We start from the raw sequence: 2,078 nt of genomic DNA on the forward strand, positions 1-2,078 counted from the left end.
CCACCCCCGCCGCCAGCCCCAGCGTGGACCCGGCCAGGCCCAGCAGCAGCGCCTCCGTCAGCACCGAGCGGCGCACCTGCCGCCGGTCGGCGCCCAGCGCCCGCAGCAGCCCCAGCTCCCGGGTGCGCTGGGCGATCAGCATGGAGAAGGTGTTGACGATCAGAAAGACGCCGACCAGCACCGCCACCCCGGCGAAGCCGACCATCACAGAGGTGAGGATGTCGAGGAACTCCCCGAGCTCGGCGGACTGCGACGCGGCCTGCTCGTCCGCCGTCCTCAGCTCGTAGCCGTCCCGGTCGCCCAGCGCCGCGGCGATTCGGCGCTTGAGCTCCCGGTCGCTCACACCCGGCTCGGCCTCGGCCGAGACGGACGAGGCGGTGTCCGTGCTGCCCAGCAGCCTGCGCTGGGCTGTCGGGGTGTCCAGGAACACCAGCGTCGCGCCCGGGTTGGTGGTGGTGAACGTGGCGATGCCCACGATCCGCACCCGGAAGCCGCCCGGCGCCGCCAGCACCCGCAGCGGGTCGCCGATGCCCAGGCCCCTGCGGTCGGCGGTGTCCGCGTCCAGCAGCGCCTCCCCCGCGCCGCGCGGCGCGCGCCCGCTGGTGAGCTGCACCGGACTGCGGTCCCACACATACCAGTTGGTGGCGATGGTGGGCGCCCCGCTGGTGGAGCCGACCGGCTCGTTGTCCCGGTCGACGACGGTGACGTTCCCCGCCTCGGCGTCGATATGCGCCCGCGCCACCCCGTCCACCCGCGCGACCCGGTCGCGCACCTGAGCCGGGAAGGTGGGGGTGCGGCCGGAGGGGAACTGCGAGCCCTCGTCGAACGCGGACCGCGGCTCGACCCGCACATCCGCCGCCGTCGACCGGAACAGCGCGTCGAACGTCTGGCTGACCGTGGCGGAGAAGATCAGGCTGCCGGCGACGAACGCCACCGACAGCAGCACCGCCAGACCGGACAGCAGCATCCGGCCCCGGTGGGCGAGGAAGCTGCGCAGCGTGGCCCGGAGCACGGAGCGCGCCCGGACTCAGCCGTGCCGGATCACATCGAAGCGCTTCATCCGCTCCAGTACCGCGTCCGCCGTCGGCCCGGCCATCCGGTCCACGATCATTCCGTCCCCGAGGAAGAGCACCAGGTCCGAGTGGGCCGCAGCGCCCGGGTCGTGGGTGACCATCACCACGGTCTGACCGAGCTGGTCGACCGCCTGCCGCAGGAAGGTGAGCACCTCGGCACCGGAGCGCGAGTCCAGGTTGCCGGTCGGCTCGTCCGCGAAGATCAGCTCGGGGCGGGAGGCCAGCGCCCGCGCGCACGCCACCCGCTGCTGCTGCCCGCCGGACAGCTGCGCGGGGCGGTGCTTGAGCCGGTCGCCGAGGCCCAGCGTCTCGACCACGGTGTCCACCCACGCCCGGTCGGGCTTGCGGCCCGCGATGTCCATGGGCAGCGTGATGTTCTCGGCGGCGGAGAGGGTGGGCAGCAGATTGAACGACTGGAACATGAAGCCCACCCGGTCCCGGCGCAGCTGCGTCAGCCGGCGGTCGCCCAGCCCGGTGATCTCCGTCTCGCCCAGCCACACCCGGCCGCTGGTCACGGAGTCCAGCCCGGCCAGGCAGTGCATCAGCGTCGACTTCCCGGAACCGGAGGGGCCCATCACCGCCGTGAACCGGCCGCGGACGATGTCCACGTCCACCGCGTCCAGCGCCAGCACGGCCGTCGGGCCCGTGCCGTACGCCTTGGTGAGCGCGTCCGCCCGCGCGGCCAGCGGCCCGCCGTCCGCGGGCTCGCGTCCCGCTGTCTGAGATGGTGCGGACACGGCGCCTCCCCGGTCCCAACTGGTGTGAGGGGGCCGAGCGTAGGCCCCCGGGTCCGGTGCTGGCCATCCGTCGTACGGACCGTCCTGGGACCGGTTCCGCCGGCGGGCGCGCCCTCGCGCCGCCGGCGGACCGGTGCCGGGCCGTGTCCGGCGCCGTCCCGCTCCCCCCGGGGGCGCCAGGGTCACCCGGACCAGGAGCCGCCCAGCGACGGAGCGAGCCAGGAAGCGGCGCGCTCCCGGAAGAGCGGAGGCGGCAGCGCACCCGCCC

2 protein-coding genes are annotated in these 2,078 nt (G+C 74.7%); both read right to left on the reverse strand.

Translation table 11 applies throughout. From position 1 onward, the window contains the following. A partial coding sequence (locus tag G5C65_RS36160) for an ABC transporter permease (protein ID WP_165303287.1) occupies window positions 1-1,012 on the reverse strand: 1,012 nt, incomplete at its 3' end. Window positions 1,013-1,027: 15 nt separating this feature from the next. Continuing rightward, window positions 1,028-1,810, reverse strand: a complete 783-nt coding sequence (locus tag G5C65_RS36165; RefSeq protein WP_165303288.1) for an ATP-binding cassette domain-containing protein — start codon at window positions 1,808-1,810, stop codon at window positions 1,028-1,030. Between the last annotated feature and the right edge of the window lie 268 nt (window positions 1,811-2,078).

The organism is Streptomyces boncukensis, from assembly GCF_011045075.1.
Classification (GTDB): Bacteria; Actinomycetota; Actinomycetes; order Streptomycetales; family Streptomycetaceae; genus Streptomyces; species Streptomyces boncukensis.